We start from the raw sequence: 16,718 nt of genomic DNA, 5'->3' as shown, positions 1-16,718 counted from the left end.
ACCCCTCCCGTGACCGCCACGCTCACAGCAGCGACCGACGCCGTCGGCAGACCCGCCCACCGCGACCCCAACGTCCTGCGCTGGCTCACCGCCTACACCTCCTCCATGATCGGCGACAGCGTCTACTACATCGCCTTGTCCTGGGCGGCCGTCCAGGCCGGTTCGCCGTCCCAGGCCGGCGTGGTCATGGCGGTGAGCGCCGTGCCGCGGGCCCTGCTGATGCTGGGCGGAGGAGTGATCGCCGACCGGCTCGGGCCGCGCAGGGTCGTCATCGGCAGCGACGTGGTGCGGTGCGCGGCCGTCCTCGCGGTGGCGGCGCTGCTGTTCTTCACCAGCCCGGGCCTGTGGCCGCTGGCCGCGCTCGCCCTGGTCTTCGGCACCGTCGACGCCGTGTTCATGCCGGCCGTGGGCGCGCTCCCCGCGCGCGTGACGACACGCGACCAACTCGCGCGTGTGCAGGGCATGCGGGGCCTCGGGATCCGGTTCGCGAGCGTCGTCGGCGGTCCGCTCGGCGGTCTCGGGGTCGCGGTCGGGGGCGCGGCGGCCGCGTTCGGCCTCGCCGGACTGCTCATCGCGGTGTCCGTGCCGCTGCTGGTCTCCGTGCGGCTGCGGGAGCTGCCCGCCGACGACAAGGCGGCCGCACAGGGCGGCACCGCCTGGCGCGATCTGGTGGCCGGCCTCCACTACATCCGCCACCACCGGGTGCTCGCTCCGCTGATGCTGGCCATCGCCCTCGGCGACCTCGGCTTCGTCGGCCCGCTCAACGTCGGCCTGACCCTGCTCGCCGACGAGCGCGGCTGGGGCGCCTCCGGAATGGGCTGGGTGCTCGCCGGTTTCGGCGTCGGCGCGGGTGCCGCGTCCCTGCTGCTGACCGTGCGCGGACGCCTGCCGCACGCCGGGCGGGTGGCGGGGTGCACGATCCTCGCCGGGTCGGTCGCGATCGGCGCCCTGGCCTTCGTGCCCGGCGTGGTCGCCGCCGTAGGGGTCGCCCTGCTCATCGGGCTGCTCGCCGGGCTCAGCGGCGCCATGTGCGGCGCCCTGCTGCAGACCCAGGCCGACGCCGCCTACCTGGGCCGCGTCACCGCCGTCTCCGGGCTGGTCAGCCTCGGTTTCGCGCCGCTCAGCATGCCCCTGTCCGCCGCCGCCATCGGTGCCTGGGGCACCGGCCCGGTCTTCGTGGTCAGCGCGGCGGTGTGCGGGCTGGGCGGAGTGATAGCCCTGAGCGTGCCCGGCCTGCGCCGCGCCGAACTCCCGAAGTGACCTCTCAGATCCCCAGTTGCTTGCCCTCGTGCAGCTTCGCGATCGCGTCCTTGTCGCCGTCCAGTTCGACCTTGGCGGCGCTCTGGCGGCCGTAGGAGAACAGCAGCAGCTCCGACGGCTCGCCGGTCACCGTGACGACCGGCGTGCCCCGGTGGGCGACCGCCGTCTGGCCGTCGGGGCGGCGCAGCACCAGGCCGGTGGGTGCGCTGCGGCCCATCAGACGGGCGGAGCGCTCCAGACGCGACCAGAGGGCGTCCTGGAACACCCGGTCCAGTTCGCGTGGCGTCCAGTCCGGCTGGGCGCGGCGGACGTCCTCCGTGTGGACGTAGAACTCGATCGTGTTCGACGCCTCGTCGATCTGCTTGAGCTGGAAGGGCGAGAAGCGCGGCGGGCCGGTGCGGATCAGCTGGATCAGCTCCTCGTACGGCTTCGCCGCGAACTCCTCCATCGCCTTGTCCAGGCGCGGGGCGAGCGGCTTGATCAGAATGCCGGCGGCAGCGTCGGGCCGGCGCTCGCGCACCACCACGTGCGCGGCGAGATCACGGGTCGTCCAGCCCTCGCAGAGGGTGGGGGCGTCCGGGCCCTCGGCCTCCAAGAGGTCGGCCAGGAGGAGTCGTTCACGCTTGGCGAAGGTCGACATGAAGTCAGCCTACGACCACGTATCCGGTCCGCCCACCCGTCGCCCGGCCACCGCCCCTCATCGTGGCGCCGCGCGCCGCCCCATCCATCCAATGGACATCGGACCGTCACTGTCAGTGGCAGGCGGCACAATGGCGGCATGACCACGAGCACGCCCCGTCAGCCCAGCCGACTGGACCCCGAGATCGCCGCGCGCCTCAAGCACAGCTCGGACGGGCTCCTGCCCGCCATCGCCCAGCAGTACGACACCGGAGAGGTGCTGATGCTCGGCTGGATGGACGACGAGGCGCTGCACCGCACGCTCACCACCGGCCGCTGCACCTACTGGTCGCGCAGCCGCCAGGAGTACTGGGTCAAGGGCGACACCTCCGGCCACTTCCAGTGGGTCAAGTCCGTCGCCCTCGACTGCGACGCCGACACCGTGCTCGTCAAGGTCGACCAGGTCGGCGCCGCCTGCCACACCGGCGCGCGCACCTGCTTCGACGTGGATGTGCTGTTCAAGGAAGCCGAGGCCGCCGATTCCGGCGTACCGGCCACGGATCAGTAAGGTCAGCCGCCATGGACCTCGAGACCTTCCGCAAGCTGGCCACCGACCGCCGTGTCATCCCGGTCACCCGCAAGCTCCTCGCCGACGGCGACACCCCGGTCGCGCTCTACCGCAAGCTCGCCGCCGAACGCCCCGGCACCTTCCTGCTGGAGTCCGCGGAGAACGGCCGGACCGCGTTTCAATGGTCTCGCTATTCCTTCGTGGGCGTACGGTCCGCGGCGACGCTGACCGAGCGCGACGGGCAGGCCCACTGGCTCGGTACCCCGCCCGTCGGCGTCCCCGTCGAGGGCGACCCGCTCACCGCCCTGCGCGCCACCATCGAGGCCCTGCACACCCCGCGCGACCTCGCCCACGACCTGAACCTGCCGCCCTTCACCGGCGGCATGGTCGGCTACCTCGGCTACGACATCGTGCGCCGCCTGGAGAAGATCGGCCCCGGCGAGCGGGACGACCTCAAGCTGCCCGAACTGACCATGCTGCTCACCAGTGACCTCGCCGTCATGGACCACTGGGAGGGCTCGGTCCTGCTGATCGCCAACGCGATCAACCACAACGACCTCGACACCGGCGTGGACGAGGCCTACGCGGACGCGATCGCCCGCCTCGACGCCATGCAGGCCGACCTCTCGCGCGCGGTCGCCCAGCCCCCGGCCGTGCTCCCGCCCTCCGAGCTCCCCGACTACACGGCCCTGTGGGGTGGCGAGGACTTCCAGGAGGCCGTCGAGGACATCAAGGAGCGCATCCGGGCCGGCGAGGCCTTCCAGGTCGTCCCCTCCCAGCGCTTCGAAACACCGTGCACGGCAAGCGCGTTGGACGTCTACCGGGTGCTGCGCGCGACCAACCCCTCCCCGTACATGTACCTGTTCCGCTTCGACGGCTTCGACGTCGTCGGCTCCTCGCCGGAAGCGCTGGTGAAGGTCGAGGACGGGCAGGCGATGGTCCACCCCATCGCCGGGACGCGGTGGCGCGGCGCCACCCCGCAGGAGGACCAGGCCCTCGCCGACGAGCTGCTCGCCGACCCCAAGGAGCGCGCCGAGCACCTCATGCTGGTCGACCTGGGCCGCAACGACCTGGGGCGGGTCTGCGAGCCGGGCTCGGTCGAGGTCGTCGACTTCATGTCCATCGAGCGGTACTCGCACGTGATGCACATCGTCTCGACGGTGACGGGACGCGTGGCACCCGGCCGCACGGCCTTCGACGTCCTGACGGCCTGCTTCCCGGCCGGCACCCTCTCCGGTGCCCCCAAGCCCCGCGCGATGCAGATCATCGACGAACTCGAGCCGTCCAGGCGGGGGTTGTACGGCGGCTGCGTCGGCTACCTCGACTTCGCGGGCGACTCCGACACCGCCATCGCGATCCGTACGGCGCTGCTGCGCGACGGCACGGCGTACGTCCAGGCGGGCGCGGGCGTCGTCGCCGACTCGGACCCGGTCGCCGAGGACACCGAATGCCGGAACAAGGCGGCGGCGGTACTGCGGGCGGTACACACCGCGAACCGACTCACGTGAACCCAGGTGGCCGTCTCACATGAACCCCGGGTGACTGATCGTTCGGGGTTCGGGTGATAGTGGAGTACGTGACTGCCGTACCGCACCCCCGTTCCGAAGCCCCCGGTTCCGCCCGGGCCGGCCGTATGAGTCTTGCCGTTGCCCTGCTCTGCGGCGCACTCGGCGCGGCCGTGGCGCTGCTCGCCACCCGGCAGCGCTGGTCGGAGGGCACCGTGACGGTGGCCGGCGGCCCGTTCCCACTGATCGCCAAGGGCAGCGACGTCACGGGCGTCCCCGCGGCCCTGGCCATAGTGGGACTCGCCGCACTCGTCGCCGTCTTCGCCGTCCGCCGCGCCGGCCGCTTCATGGTCGCCGCCCTGCTCGCGCTCTCCGGCGCCGGCACCGTCGCAGCGGCCCTGCTCGGCGCCTCCGACAGCTCCGCGCTGGACGAGAAGGCCGCGCAGGCGTCCGGCGACACCTCGGCCACCGTCCAGGCCCTCACCCACACCGCATGGCCCTATGTCGCGGCCGTCGGCGGCGCGCTGATCCTGCTCGCCGGACTGCTGGCCCTGCGCTACGGCCGGCTGTGGCCCGGGATGTCCCCCCGCTACGAGCGCGGCGGCACACCCCGGCCGCGCCGCAAGGCCCAGGCCGCCGACCCCGACCGCCCCGAGGAGCTCTGGAAGGCCCTCGACCGGGGCGAGGACCCGACCGGCGCGTAGGCGCTCCGCTGGTAGGGCCGTGATGTCACCTGCGGGTCGGTGGGGGCTGGTCGCGCCCGCGCGGCGGTAGCCGCAGATAGAACAGAGCCCCGCGCCCCTGGGTCGGCTGCCCTTCCCGGCGTCGACTCAAGAGGGCTACCCCCGATCACCTCCTGCTCACGCGTGCGCGACAATGGCAGCGAGCGTCCGCTCACCCACGTACAACACGTACACAGCAACGAGGAGCAAGCAATGGCGGGCAGCAGCCACGGTCACACCCCGGCCGCCTGGACCGGTGTCTCGATCGCCTTCATCGGTTTCTGCGTCTCGGGCGTCTTCATGGTGTTGGCCCAGCCCGCGGGTTTCTGGGCCGGCCTGGGCGTCGTGGTCGTCGGCGGCGTCGTCGGCTGGATCATGAGCGCGATGGGCATGGGACAGCCGAAGGACGCTCACAAGGCGCTCCTCATGACGCACGAGCGCGAGGCAGCGGCCGTCGAGAGCTGAGAGTCGTACGACTTCGCTGAGGGGCGACCCGGCACCCATGCGGTGCCAGGGAACGCCCCTCACGCGCTTTCGGGGGGCACAATGCAACACGTGAACGCCGACAACCGGAGGCCGGCCCGGCCCGGTGCCGTGCTGGGGCGACTGGCCGTTCCGGCGGGGGTGCTCGCGGCCGTCGTCGGGGCCTTCGCGTACGTCGGTGCCGTGGACCCGAACGAGCCCGGCCACTATCCCGCCTGCCCGCTGCTGCGGTACACCGGCATCTACTGCCCCGGTTGCGGCGGACTGCGCAGTGCGCACGCGTTCGTCCACGGGGACTTCCTGGCGGCGCTCCAGGACAACGCGATGGCGGTCGCCGGCTATGTGCTCTTCGCCGTGGTGTGGACCGTATGGGTGGTCCGTGCGGTGCGTGGGCGGCCGCTCAGGATCGACCCCGGGCCGGTGCTGCTGTGGAGCGCGGGCGCGTCGCTGCTGGTCTTCACGGTTGTCCGGAACCTGCCCTTCGGTGGCTGGCTACACCCTTGATCAACTGGAGAACGTCCGGTAAAGGGGCGCCTCCCGCCCGAGCCATGCGAAGCTGGTTCGAGGGTGCGGGAGGACCGGCGTCAACCGGATGCGAGGCCTACGCCCTCGTGCGGATACCATCGCAGTGACCATACTTTTCGTACCGCTTTCACAACCGACCGTCTGGAAGGGGGCCGCTCGCGTGAGTGTGCTCGACGAGATCATCGACGGAGTCCGTGCCGACCTCGCGGAGCGGCAGGCGCGCGTCAGCCTCGACGAGCTCAAGGAGCGCGCGGCGAAGGCTCCCGCGGCCAAGGACGGCGTGGCCGCCCTCCGCGGCGACGGCGTCAAGGTCATCTGCGAGGTCAAGCGCTCCAGCCCCTCCAAGGGCGCGCTGGCCGCGATCGCCGACCCGGCCGGACTGGCCGCGGACTACGAGGCGGGCGGCGCGGCCGTCATCTCCGTCCTTACGGAGCAGCGGCGCTTCGGCGGCTCGCTGGACGACCTGGAGGCGGTCCGCGCGCGCGTGGACATCCCGGTCCTGCGCAAGGACTTCATCGTCACGTCGTACCAGCTGTGGGAGGCCCGGGCGTACGGCGCCGACCTCGTGCTGCTGATCGTCGCCGCCCTCGACCAGTCGGCGCTGGAGTCGCTGATCGAGCGTGCGGTCTCCATCGGCCTGACCCCGCTGGTCGAGGTGCACGACGAGGACGAGGTCGAGCGTGCCGTGGACGCGGGCGCGAAGATCATCGGCGTCAACGCGCGGAACCTGAAGACCCTGGAGGTCGACCGCGGGACGTTCGAGCGCATCGCGCCCGAGATCCCCGTCGGCCTCGTCAAGGTCGCCGAGTCCGGCGTCCGGGGCCCGCACGACCTCATCGCGTACGCCAACGCCGGCGCGGACGCGGTCCTGGTCGGCGAGTCCCTGGTCACGGGCAAGGACCCGAAGACCGCAGTCGCCGACCTGGTGGCGGCGGGCGAGCACCCCGCACTGCGGCACGGGCGCGGCTGATCACCCGCTAGGCTTGCCCCGATGACTCTCCCGACCACCCTGACGACCCGGGACCCGTACGCCCGCCTCGCGCGCGGCTGCCGGCCCCGTGGCTGCCGCGCCCCCGCGCGCAGGGTGCACGGACGGCGAGTCCGCTACGTCATCGGTGACGAACCCGGGCAGGTGAACGGCCGTCGATGGCAGCGCGCCCCCTTGGGGGCGCGGGGCTCTGCCTGATGTGCGGCTACCGCCGCGCGTGCGCGACAAGCCACAGCCGGCCGGTGGCCGACTGACAAAACCCCGCCCCCACGGCGACTAGTGCATTCAACACAACTCACCGTGAGGTATCCGCATGCCCAGCGAGTTCTTCATCCCTGACCCCGAGGGTCAGGTCCCCAGCGCCGAAGGCTACTTCGGCGCGTTCGGCGGCAAGTTCATCCCGGAGGCCCTCGTCGCCGCCGTGGACGAGGTGGCCGTCGAGTACGACAAGGCCAAGCAGGACCCCGAGTTCGCCCGAGAGCTCGACGACCTGCTGGTCCACTACACCGGCCGTCCCAGCTCCCTGACCGAGGTGCCTCGTTTCGCCGAGCACGCCGGCGGCTGCCGCGTGTTCCTCAAGCGCGAGGACCTCAACCACACCGGCTCCCACAAGATCAACAACGTGCTCGGTCAGGCCCTGCTCACCAAGCGCATGGGCAAGACCCGGGTCATCGCCGAGACCGGTGCCGGTCAGCACGGTGTCGCGACGGCCACCGCCTGCGCGCTGTTCGGCCTCGAGTGCACCATCTACATGGGCGAGATCGACACCCAGCGCCAGGCCCTCAACGTGGCCCGGATGCGCATGCTCGGCGCCGAGGTCATCGCCGTGAAGTCGGGCTCGCGCACCCTCAAGGACGCCATCAACGAGGCGTTCCGCGACTGGGTGGCCAACGTCGACCACACCCACTACCTCTTCGGTACGGTCGCCGGCCCGCACCCCTTCCCCGCCATGGTCCGCGACTTCCACCGCGTGATCGGCGTCGAGGCGCGCCGCCAGCTCCTGGAGCGCGCCGGCCGTCTCCCCGACGCCGCCGTCGCCTGCGTGGGCGGCGGCTCCAACGCCATCGGTCTCTTCCACGCCTTCATCCCCGACACGGACGTACGCCTCATCGGCTGCGAGCCCGCCGGGCACGGTGTCGAGACGGGCGAGCACGCGGCCACCCTGACCGCCGGCGAGCCCGGCATCCTGCACGGCTCCCGCTCCTACGTCCTGCAGGACGAGGAGGGCCAGATCACCGAGCCGTACTCGATCTCGGCCGGTCTGGACTACCCCGGCATCGGCCCCGAGCACTCCTACCTCAAGGACAGCGGTCGCGCCGAGTACCGTGCGGTCACCGACGACGCGGCCATGCAGGCGCTGCGCCTGCTGTCGCGGACCGAGGGCATCATCCCGGCCATCGAGAGCGCGCACGCGCTCGCCGGTGCCCTGGAGGTCGGCAAGGAGCTGGGCAGGGACGGGCTGATCGTGGTCAACCTGTCCGGGCGCGGCGACAAGGACATGGACACGGCCGCCCGTTACTTCGGCCTGTACGACACCGAGGCCGACGCGACCGTCGCGGCGGACGCCGACAGCGACATCGCGGAGATCGAGGGGGACGCCAAGTGAGCGGGAACATCCAGCTGTTGACGGAGACTCTCGCCGCCGCCAAGGCCGAGGGCCGCTCCGCTCTCATCGCCTACCTCCCGGCCGGGTTCCCCACCGTGGACGGCGGCATCGAGGCGATCAAGGCCGCGCTCGACGGGGGCGCCGACGTCGTGGAGGTCGGTCTGCCGCACAGCGACCCCGTCCTCGACGGCCCCGTCATCCAGACCGCCGACGACATCGCCCTGCGCGGCGGCGTCAAGATCGCGGACGTCATGCGTACGGTCCGGGAGGCCTACGAGGCCACCGGGAAGCCGATCCTCGTCATGACGTACTGGAACCCCATCGACCGCTACGGCGTCGAGCGCTTCACCGCCGAGCTCGCCGAGGCGGGCGGCGCCGGGTGCATCCTGCCCGACCTGCCCGTCCAGGAGTCGGCGCTGTGGAGGGAGCACGCCGACAAGCACGGGCTCGCGACGGTCTTCGTCGTGGCGCCCAGCAGCAAGGACGAGCGGCTCGGGCAGATCACCGCGGCGGGCAGCGGGTTCGTCTACGCCGCCTCGCTGATGGGTGTCACCGGCACCCGGGCGTCGGTCGGCGCGCAGGCCCAGGACCTGGTCGAGCGCACCCGGGCCACCGGCACCGACCTGCCCGTCTGCGTCGGGCTCGGCGTCTCCAACGCCGAGCAGGCCGCCGAGGTCGGCGGCTTCGCCGACGGCGTGATCGTCGGCTCGGCCTTCGTCAAGCGGATGCTGGACGCGCCGGACGACGCGGCCGGCGTCGAGGCCGTTCGCGCGCTCGCCGGCGAGCTGGCGAAGGGCGTGCGCGGGCAGGCGTAGGTGGCGTCCTCGGACGTCGGAGACATCTTCAGAAGAAGGTCATTCCGTACGAGTCGCTCGAACGGGTGGACCTGAGGCCGGGGAGGCGCGCTGCGCCTCCCCGGTTCGTTTCTGCGGGTGTGAGCGAAAAGAATCGTGAGGGAAAGCGGACTGCCCGGGAGCGGCTGGCGGTCGAGCGTGAGAAGCAGAAGGCCGTCGACAAGCGGCGCCGTGCGCTGATCGTCGGCGCGAGCGTCGTCTGCGTCCTGGGACTCGCGGCGGTGATCGGAGTCGTCGCGGCGAACGCCGGCAAGGACGACAGCAGTGACTCGGCGGGGCCGGTGGTCGGGCCCTCGGGGGCGCAGGGCAAGGACGGGCTCGCGATCCCGGTCGGCGAGGAGAGCGCCAAGTCGACGCTCACCGTCTGGGAGGACTTCCGCTGCCCGGCCTGCAAGTCCTTCGAGGACGCGTACAGATCGACGATCCACGCGCTGACGGAGTCCGGCAAGCTCAAGGTCGACTACCACCTGGCGACGATCATCGACGGCAACATGGGCGGCACCGGCTCCCGCAACGCGGCCAATGCCGCGGCCTGCGCCCAGGACGCCGACAAGTTCACGCCGTACCACGACGTGCTGTACCAGAACCAGCCGCCCGAGATCGACGACGCCTTCGCCAAGAACAGCAAGCTCCTGGAGCTCGCGGCCAAGGTCAAGGGCCTGGACACGCCCGCCTTCCGCAAGTGCGTCGAGGACGGCACGCACAACGGCTGGGTCAGCAAGTCCAACGAGGCGTTCCAGAAGGGCGGCTTCAGCGGCACGCCGACGGTGCTGCTGAACGGCAAGAACATCTACCAGGACCAGACGATGACGCCGGCCAAGCTGAAGCAGATGGTGGAGGAGGCCGCCAAGGGGTGACGCTCCCGCGGCGCGGGGCCTGCTCAAGGCCCTGCCCGTTATGGACCCGTAGCCGGGCTGCCTGCCATCGCTGCCGCCCGGCAGGGTAGCGTCGACCTTGCCATGGAACTTGCCTACATTCCCAGCCCGTCGCGCGGGGTGATCCACCTCGGCCCCATTCCGCTGCGCGGCTACGCCTTCTGCATCATCATCGGTGTCTTCGTAGCCGTCTGGCTCGGCAACAAACGCTGGGTCGCCCGAGGCGGGCGAGTCGGCACGGTGGCCGACATCGCGGTCTGGGCCGTGCCCTTCGGCCTCGTCGGCGGACGTCTCTACCACGTGATCACGGACTACGAGCTGTACTTCAGCGAGGGCCGTGACTGGGTGGACGCCTTCAAGATCTGGGAGGGCGGCCTCGGCATCTGGGGCGCGATCGCGCTCGGCGCGCTGGGCGCGTGGATCGGCTGCCGCCGCCGGGGCATCCCGCTGCCCGCGTACGCCGACGCCGTCGCCCCCGGCATCGCCTTCGCCCAGGCGATCGGGCGCTGGGGCAACTGGTTCAACCAGGAGCTGTACGGCCGGCCGACCGACCTCCCGTGGGCGCTGAAGATCACGTCCTCGACGGACGGGCGGGTGCCGGGCACCTACCACCCGACGTTCCTGTACGAGTCCCTGTGGTGCATCGGTGTCGCGCTGCTGGTGATCTGGGCCGACCGCCGCTTCAAGCTGGGACACGGGCGGGCGTTCGCACTGTACGTCGCCGCGTACTGTGCGGGCCGTGCGTGGATCGAGTACATGCGCGTCGACGACGCCCACCACATCCTGGGTGTGCGGCTGAACGTCTGGACCGCGCTGGTCGTGTTCCTGCTGGCCGTGACGTACCTCGTGGTGTCGGCGAAGAAGCGGCCCGGCCGGGAAGCCGTGGTCGAGCCGGGTGCCTCCGGCGACGACGCCGACGCTGAGGTCGAGGGCGGTACCGAGACCGACGCCGGGACAGCCGACGCCAAGAAGGCCGAGGGCGACAAGACCGAGGGTGGCAAGGCCGAGGGTGAGACGGCCGAAGCCGACGCGTCGGACGCCGCGGAGGACGAGAAGGAACCGAGCGACGAGGCCGAGTCGGCGACGAAGAAGGCGTGAGGCCTGGTTCTACGGTGATGAGGGCGCTCGGGACTTCCCGGGCGCCCTCCTTGTGTGTGGGCGTGCTCAGCGTCGGCGCGCCAGCGACAGGGTCCGCTGGGCCGCCGCCACCACCGCCGCGTCGATGAAGGTTCCGTCCTGCAGGGCCTGGGCGCCGTGTTCTGTCGCCGCTGCCTTGAGGATCGTCTCGGCCTGTTCCAGTTCCGCCTCCGTGGGGAGGTAGGCCCGTTCGATCACCGGGAGTTGGCGGGGGTGGATGGCCGCGCGGCCCAGGAAGCCCAGGGTGCGGCCGTGGGCGCAGGACGCCGCCAGGCCCTCCAGGTCGCGGATGTCCGGGTGGATCGACTGCGACGGTGGGGGCAGCCCCGCGGCCCGCGCGGCGACGACGACGCGGGAGCGTGACCAGTCGAGGCCCGCGTCGCCCCGTACACCCAGGTCGGTCCGTAGGTCCGCCTCGCCCAGCGAGATGCCGTGGAGGGAGGGGTGGGCGCAGGCGATGGCGTGGGCGTGCTCGATGCCCAGGGCCGATTCCAGGAGGGCGTGCAGCGGGGGCGCTCCCGGGGCGGTGGGCGGTGTGGTCTCGGCGAGGTGGATGACCTGTTCGGCGGAGGTCACTTTCGGCAGGCGCAGGCCGGACAGGCCGGGAAGGGCGGCCAGCGCCTCGAGATCCTTCACCGCGGGCGGGGTGCCCAGGGCGTTCACGCGGACGTGGACGGGAACGGGGTGCTCCGGCTCAGCGAGCAGGTCGGCCGTGGCCGCGCGGGCGTAGTCCTTGCGGTCCGGGGCCACCGCGTCCTCCAGGTCGACGATGACGATGTCGGCGCCGGACGTCAGGGCCTTGGCCACCACCCGGGGTCGGTCTCCGGGGGCGTACAGCCAGGTCAGGGGGAAGGGGGCGGGCGTTTCCGGGCTCGTCACAGGGCGCCCTCCTCGCGCAGGGCCGCCAGTTCGGCGGGGGTCAGGCCCAGGGCGGTGAGGATCTCGTCCGTGTCCGCGCCGTGCGGGCGGCCCGGCCAGCGGATCGTGCCGGGGGTGGCGGAGAGGCGGAAGAGGACGTTCTGCATGCGCAGCGGGCCCAGCTCGGGGTCGTCGACGGTGGTGATCGTGTCGAGGGCCGCGTACTGGGGGTCCGTCATCACGTCCCGTACGTCCTGGATCGGGGCCACCGCCGCCTCGGCCTTCTCGAAGGCCGCGAGGACGTCGGCGCGGGTGTGGCGGGCGATCCAGTCGCCGACCGCCTTGTCGAGGACATCGGCGTGGCGGGCCCGGTCGGCGCCCGTCGCGAACCACGGTTCGTCGATCAGCTCGGGGCGCCCCACCAGATGCATCACCCGCTCGGCGATCGACTGGGCGGAGGTGGAGACGGCGACCCAGCCTCCGTCCGCGGTGCGGTACGTGTTGCGCGGGGCGTTGTTGGCGGAGCGGTTGCCGGTGCGTTCCTGGACGTAGCCCAGCTGGTCGTACCAGGTCGGCTGGGGGCCGAGGGCCATCAGCATCGGCTCGATGAGCGCCATGTCGACGACCTGGCCCTCGCCGGTGCGCTCGCGCGCGGCCAGTGCCGTCAGCACCGCGTACGCGGTCGCGAGGGCGGCGATCGAGTCGGCCAGGCCGAAGGGCGGGAGCGTCGGCGGCGCGTCCGGTTCGCCGGTGAGCGCGGCGAAACCGCTCATCGCCTCGGCGAGGGTGCCGAAGCCGGGGCGGTGGGCGTACGGGCCGAACTGGCCGAAGCCGGTGACGCGGGTGAGAACCAGGCGGGGGTTGACGGCGGAGAGTTCGGGCCAGCCGAGGTCCCATTTCTCCAGGGTGCCCGGGCGGAAGTTCTCGATGACGACGTCCGCGGTCGCGGCCAGGCGCAGGAGGGTGGCGCGGCCGCCGGGCTTGGAGAGGTTCAGGGTGATCGTGCGCTTGTTGCGGCCGAGGACCTTCCACCACAGGCCCACGCCGTCCTTGGACGGGCCGTGGCCGCGGGAGGGGTCCGGCTTCGCGGGGTGCTCGACCTTGACGACCTCCGCGCCGAAGTCGCCGAGCATCGTGGCGGCGAGGGGGCCGGCGAAGAGGGTGGCGAGGTCGAGGACGCGCAGGCCGCTCAGGGGAGGGGCGGCGGCGGTACGGGGCCGGGGGCCGGGGGCGGTCATGAGGTGAACCGTGCGTCGATCTCGGGACGGTACGGCATCGACACCGAGGCGCCCTCCCGCTGTACCGAGATCGCCGCGGCCTCCGCCGCCCACGCCAGCGCCTCCCGCATCGGCCGTCCCTCGCCCAGTGCGACCGCGAGGGCGCCGACGAAGGTGTCGCCGGCGCCGGTGGAGTCGACGGCGGTGACCTTCGGCGCCGGGACGGTCACGGGGTCGGCGCCGCGGGCGGCATACAGGCTGCCGGCCGCGCCCAGGGTGACGACGACCTCGGGTACCCGGTCGAGCAGCGCGATGGCCGCTTCTCGGGGTTCGGTGCGGCCGGTGAGGGTGGTGGCCTCGTGTTCGTTGGGGACCAACAGGTCGATGGTGGCGAGGAGTTCGCGGGGGAGCGGCTGGGCGGGCGCGGGGGTGAGGATCGTACGGACGTCGTGGCGGTGGGCCGCCTGGGCGCCGGCGAGCACCGCGGCCAGTGGGATCTCCAGCTGGAGCAGCAGGGTGTCGGCGGAGGCGATGACACCCTCGTCGCCGGGGCTCAGGTGGTCCAGCGTGCCGTTCGCGCCGGGGATCACGACGATCGAGTTGCCGCCCTCGTCGTCCACGACGATGTGCGCGGTGCCGGACGGGCCCTCGGCCGTGCGGAGGTCGTCGGTGTCGACGCCGGAGTGTTCGAGGGTGGAGCGCAGGCGGGTACCGAAGGCGTCGTTGCCGACGGCGCCGATCATCGTGACGGTGCCTCCCGCGCGGGCCGCCGCGATCGCCTGGTTGGCGCCCTTGCCGCCGGGGATCGTACGGAACTCCCGGCCCGTCACGGTCTCGCCGCGCTGCGGGGCCTTTTCGACGTAGGTGACGAGGTCCATGTTCGTGCTGCCGAGCACGACGATGTCGGTCATGGGCGAGTGGCCTCCAAGGGGGTGAGCCGGTGGGCGAGTTCGTGGGTGAGCCGGGCCAGGGCGTCGAAGCCGGTGCCGTTGAAGTCGGCGACGGAGGTGGCGAGGCGGTTCTTGAGAGGGGCCGTCCAGCGGTCGGGGAGGGCGGCCGGGGTGCCGGCGAGGAGGGCGGCGACGCTGCCCGCCGTCGCACCGCCCGAGTCGGTGTCCCAACCCCCCGACACGGCACGGCAGATGGAGCCGCTGAAGTCGCCGTTCGCGTGGGTGAGGGCGGCGGTGATCAGGGCGGTGTTGGGGAGGGCGTGGACCCAGTGGTGGGTGTGCGCGTGGGCGGCGTGGAGTTCGTCGACGACCCTGTCGAAGTCGTCGTGGGTGTCGGCGAGTCGGATGGCGTGGTGGATGGCTCGGGCCAGACGGGAGTTCGGGGGGATCACCGTGAGGCCGGTGCGCAGGCAGGTGTGGATGTCGTGGGGGCCGGTCGCTGTCGCCGCCCGCGCGATGACCGCCGCCGTGAACATCGCCGCGTAGACGCCGTTGGCGGTGTGGGTGAGGGTGGCGTCGCGGTGGGCCTGTTCGGCTGCGGCGGCGGGGTTGCCGGGGTTGGTCCAGCCGTGGACGTCCGCGCGGATCAGGGCGCCGATCCATTCGCGGAAGGGGTTGCGGTGGCGGGCCGTGTGCGGGGGTTCGATGCCGAGGAGGAGGTTGCGGTGGGCGATGCGTTCGGCGGTGAAGGTGCGGCCGGGTGGGAGCTCGTCCAGCCAGAGGCGGGCCACGTCCGTGGTGGTGAAGGTTTTGCCGTGGCGCCTGAGCAGGAGGAGGTTGAGGAGGGGGTAGTTGAGGTCGTCGTCCTCGGGCATGCCGTCGATGTTCTCGGCGAGGGAGGTGGGGGCTGAGCGGCGGTTCCAGGGGTGGGTGGCGAGGAGGTCCTGGGGGACGCCGCGTGCGGTGAAGTAGGTGGTCAGGGGCCAGTTGCCGGTGGACCCGGCCAGTTGGCGGATGGCTTCCAGGGGGAGCTTTTCCACGGGTTTGCCGAGGAGGCAGCCGACGGCTCGGCCCAGCCAGGCGGCTTCGTAGCGGGCGGGTTCGGGGGGTGCGGCGGGCGCGGGGGGTGCGGGAGGCGCTGTGGAGGGGCCGGGATCGCTCGGCCAGTTCGGGCACAGGGCCTTGATCTTCTCCAGGTCCGTCGGCTCGTCGTCCTCCAACCTGCTGGGCAGGTCGGCCAGTTCGTCCAGCAAGTCCTCCGCGAGAGTCCTCAGATACCTCGACGCCGGTTCCGTCGACGCCCCGGCCCGCAGTGGAGCCTCCGTGCCGCCCGCCGCCCTCCACCTCGCCGCGATCCTCGACGGTTCCCGGCCGTCCTGGGCCGCCTGGCGCAGCTCGTGGCCCAGCAGGTCCTCCGGCTGGACCCAGGTCAGTCGGAGCATCCTCGGCCCTCCAGTGCCGTGAAGGCCGCTTCGTGGGCTCGGCGGCGGTGTACGTCCCGGGCGTGGATCTCCCTCGTGACCTCGGTCAGGGTGCGCGGCGGTTCCCAGAGGTCCAGGCGGCTGGCTTCCGCGACCGCCTTCGACCAGTCCTCCGGCGGCGGTGAGCCCAGGGCGCCGGCCAGGGCGCCGGCCATCGTCGCGATCGAGTCGCAGTCTCGGCCGTAGTTCACCGCGCCCAGGACCGCTTGCCGGTAGTCGCCGTTCGCGACCAGCAACATGGCCAGGGCGACGGGGAGTTCTTCGATCGCGTGGAGCCGGGAGGGGCGGCGGGCACCGAGGGAAGGCTGCCGGTAGTCGGGGCCCACCGTGTCGTACGGGGTGACCGCCTCCCGGAGCGGAGTCAGGGCCGACTCGAAGTCCGTGTAGTGGCTCGCCGCTTCGCAGACCTGCTCGATCGCCGCCCTCGTGCCGTCCTTCGCCAGCGTCAGACAGGCCGTGACGATCGACTCCGGTGTCGCCCCGGGGGTGCACGCCGCCGCAACCGCCGCCGCGAAGACGCCCGCCGCCTCGCGGCCGTACGACGACTGGTGGGCGCCCGCGATGTCCAGGGCCTCGGCGTACGCGGCCCTGGGGTCGGCCGCGTTGACCAGGCCGGCCGGGGCCATGTACATCGCCGCACCGCAGTTGACGATGTTGCCGACGCCGGCTTCTCGTGGGTCCACGTGGCCGTAGTGGAGGCGGGTCACCAGCCACTTCTCCGCCAGGAAGATCCGGTGCAGCGGGAGTGCCTGCGCCTGGAGCTCCGGGATCCAGCGCGGGTTCGTCATCAGGTCCGGGACCAGGTGGTCGGCGATCGCGTACGCGTCGAGGTGGTCGCGGACCTGCGCGTAGACCCGGATCAGCGCGTGCGTCATCAACGTGTCGTCGGTGACGTGCCCGTCGCCCTTGTGGTAAGGCGCGAGGGGGCGGGCCGTGCGCCAGGCGTCGCCGTTCCAGGGGCCGACGATGCCGTGGACGCGGCCGCCGTGGCGCTGGAGGATCTGGTCGGGGGAGTAGCCCTCCACCGGCCCGCCGAGGGCGTCGCCGACCGCCGCGCCGACCAGGGCGCCGGTGATCCGCTCATCGAGACGCGGGCCACTGCTTTCTTCCGATTTGGGCGTCATGCACCGA

The 16,718-nt window shown here is 72.2% G+C and carries 18 protein-coding genes; 12 read left to right on the top strand and 6 right to left on the bottom strand.

The window, feature by feature from the left end; all coding sequences use genetic code 11:
• Positions 1 to 9: 9 nt before the first annotated feature.
• The gene (locus AB5J49_RS12415) at positions 10 to 1,260 is read left to right on the top strand and encodes an MFS transporter (protein ID WP_369168658.1); all 1,251 of its coding nucleotides are present in this window, start codon (positions 10 to 12) and stop codon (positions 1,258 to 1,260) included.
• A 4-nt stretch (positions 1,261 to 1,264) separates the two neighbouring features.
• Here the strand turns inward: AB5J49_RS12415 and AB5J49_RS12410 are convergent, their stop codons facing one another.
• Positions 1,265 to 1,900 carry a TIGR03085 family metal-binding protein gene (locus tag AB5J49_RS12410; RefSeq protein ID WP_369168657.1) on the bottom strand — a complete coding sequence of 212 codons (636 nt, stop codon included), beginning with the start codon at positions 1,898 to 1,900 and terminating at the stop codon, positions 1,265 to 1,267.
• 138 nt (positions 1,901 to 2,038) lie between these two features.
• Here AB5J49_RS12410 and hisI point away from each other — a divergent pair, with 138 nt between their 5' ends.
• From hisI to lgt, 11 genes are all read left to right on the top strand, one after another.
• Entirely contained in the window at positions 2,039 to 2,446 is a 408-nt protein-coding gene (hisI, locus tag AB5J49_RS12405) for a phosphoribosyl-AMP cyclohydrolase (protein WP_369168656.1), read from the top strand.
• Positions 2,447 to 2,457: 11 nt separating this feature from the next.
• Positions 2,458 to 3,954, top strand: a complete 1,497-nt coding sequence (locus AB5J49_RS12400) for an anthranilate synthase component I (protein WP_369168655.1) — start codon at positions 2,458 to 2,460, stop codon at positions 3,952 to 3,954.
• 59 nt (positions 3,955 to 4,013) lie between these two features.
• Positions 4,014 to 4,655 (top strand): TIGR02234 family membrane protein, encoded by a 642-nt coding sequence (locus AB5J49_RS12395; RefSeq protein WP_369168654.1) that lies wholly within the window; start codon positions 4,014 to 4,016, stop codon positions 4,653 to 4,655.
• Between the two features lie 231 nt (positions 4,656 to 4,886).
• Complete coding sequence (locus AB5J49_RS12390) at positions 4,887 to 5,138, top strand: HGxxPAAW family protein (RefSeq protein WP_369168653.1); 252 nt, start codon at positions 4,887 to 4,889, stop codon at positions 5,136 to 5,138.
• Between the two features lie 81 nt (positions 5,139 to 5,219).
• Positions 5,220 to 5,660, top strand: a complete 441-nt coding sequence (locus tag AB5J49_RS12385; protein ID WP_369168652.1) for a DUF2752 domain-containing protein — start codon at positions 5,220 to 5,222, stop codon at positions 5,658 to 5,660.
• Positions 5,661 to 5,841: 181 nt separating this feature from the next.
• The gene (trpC, locus tag AB5J49_RS12380; protein WP_369168651.1) at positions 5,842 to 6,651 is read left to right on the top strand and encodes an indole-3-glycerol phosphate synthase TrpC; all 810 of its coding nucleotides are present in this window, start codon (positions 5,842 to 5,844) and stop codon (positions 6,649 to 6,651) included.
• 21 nt (positions 6,652 to 6,672) lie between these two features.
• Positions 6,673 to 6,867 carry a tryptophan biosynthesis modulator TrpM gene (trpM, locus tag AB5J49_RS12375; protein WP_369168650.1) on the top strand — a complete coding sequence of 65 codons (195 nt, stop codon included), beginning with the start codon at positions 6,673 to 6,675 and terminating at the stop codon, positions 6,865 to 6,867.
• Positions 6,868 to 6,982: 115 nt separating this feature from the next.
• Positions 6,983 to 8,275, top strand: coding sequence for a tryptophan synthase subunit beta (gene trpB, locus AB5J49_RS12370; protein WP_369168649.1), 1,293 nt, complete (start codon positions 6,983 to 6,985; stop codon positions 8,273 to 8,275).
• Positions 8,272 to 9,090, top strand: coding sequence for a tryptophan synthase subunit alpha (gene trpA / locus AB5J49_RS12365; protein ID WP_369168648.1), 819 nt, complete (start codon positions 8,272 to 8,274; stop codon positions 9,088 to 9,090). The genes trpB and trpA overlap by 4 nt, the downstream gene beginning before the upstream one ends.
• A gap of 119 nt (positions 9,091 to 9,209) precedes the next feature.
• The gene (locus tag AB5J49_RS12360; protein ID WP_369168647.1) at positions 9,210 to 9,986 is read left to right on the top strand and encodes a DsbA family protein; all 777 of its coding nucleotides are present in this window, start codon (positions 9,210 to 9,212) and stop codon (positions 9,984 to 9,986) included.
• A gap of 102 nt (positions 9,987 to 10,088) precedes the next feature.
• The gene (lgt, locus tag AB5J49_RS12355) at positions 10,089 to 11,102 is read left to right on the top strand and encodes a prolipoprotein diacylglyceryl transferase (RefSeq protein WP_369168646.1); all 1,014 of its coding nucleotides are present in this window, start codon (positions 10,089 to 10,091) and stop codon (positions 11,100 to 11,102) included.
• A gap of 66 nt (positions 11,103 to 11,168) precedes the next feature.
• On the opposite strand, the gene AB5J49_RS12350 is transcribed toward lgt, so the two are convergent.
• Genes AB5J49_RS12350 through AB5J49_RS12330 form a run of 5 tightly spaced genes read right to left on the bottom strand, consistent with a single transcriptional unit; the run spans position 11,169 to position 16,711 of the window.
• Positions 11,169 to 12,020 carry a CoA ester lyase gene (locus tag AB5J49_RS12350; protein WP_369168645.1) on the bottom strand — a complete coding sequence of 284 codons (852 nt, stop codon included), beginning with the start codon at positions 12,018 to 12,020 and terminating at the stop codon, positions 11,169 to 11,171.
• Positions 12,017 to 13,237, bottom strand: coding sequence for a CaiB/BaiF CoA transferase family protein (locus AB5J49_RS12345; protein WP_369168644.1), 1,221 nt, complete (start codon positions 13,235 to 13,237; stop codon positions 12,017 to 12,019). Before AB5J49_RS12345 ends, AB5J49_RS12350 begins: the two co-directional genes overlap by 4 nt.
• Positions 13,234 to 14,127 (bottom strand): ribokinase, encoded by an 894-nt coding sequence (gene rbsK / locus AB5J49_RS12340; RefSeq protein WP_369168643.1) that lies wholly within the window; start codon positions 14,125 to 14,127, stop codon positions 13,234 to 13,236. The genes AB5J49_RS12345 and rbsK overlap by 4 nt, the downstream gene beginning before the upstream one ends.
• Positions 14,124 to 15,548: an ADP-ribosylglycohydrolase family protein gene (locus tag AB5J49_RS12335; protein WP_369168642.1), complete on the bottom strand. Its 1,425-nt coding sequence runs from the start codon at positions 15,546 to 15,548 to the stop codon at positions 14,124 to 14,126. The genes rbsK and AB5J49_RS12335 overlap by 4 nt, the downstream gene beginning before the upstream one ends.
• Positions 15,536 to 16,711, bottom strand: coding sequence for an ADP-ribosylglycohydrolase family protein (locus AB5J49_RS12330; protein WP_369168641.1), 1,176 nt, complete (start codon positions 16,709 to 16,711; stop codon positions 15,536 to 15,538). The genes AB5J49_RS12335 and AB5J49_RS12330 overlap by 13 nt, the downstream gene beginning before the upstream one ends.
• Positions 16,712 to 16,718: the final 7 nt, after the last annotated feature.

This window comes from Streptomyces sp. R28 (assembly GCF_041052385.1).
Taxonomy (GTDB): Bacteria; Actinomycetota; Actinomycetes; order Streptomycetales; family Streptomycetaceae; genus Streptomyces.
The sequence above is the reverse complement of the archived record's forward strand: the minus strand, read 5'-3'. Positions and strand labels throughout refer to the sequence as shown.